This is a genomic window from Staphylococcus sp. AC872, from assembly GCF_979255425.1.
Genome location: NZ_CEEDKW010000089.1, coordinates 1 through 238, shown reverse-complemented (window position 1 = coordinate 238; position 238 = coordinate 1). Strand labels below are relative to the sequence as shown.

Genomic DNA, 238 nt, shown 5'->3' with positions numbered 1-238 from the left:
GATTTATATGAAAAGAACCAACAAATAGGTTGCAGGATGAATCAGATCAAGCAAGATGGATTTACATTTGATATGTGACCAACCATCGTAATGATGCCTGAGATTTATCGAGACGTTTTTAATTACGCTCAAAAAAATATGAATTATTACTTGGAAATTAAACAATTATAACATATATATGATGTTTATTTTAGTGAAACAGATCAAATTCGCGTTACTACAGATCTTGCTCAATTAA

General features: G+C 29.4%; 1 pseudogene. It reads left to right on the top strand.

Annotated features, from left to right (window positions below):
• A pseudogene (locus tag ACZ267_RS13030) lies at window positions 1-238 on the top strand (phytoene desaturase family protein); the annotation flags it as partial.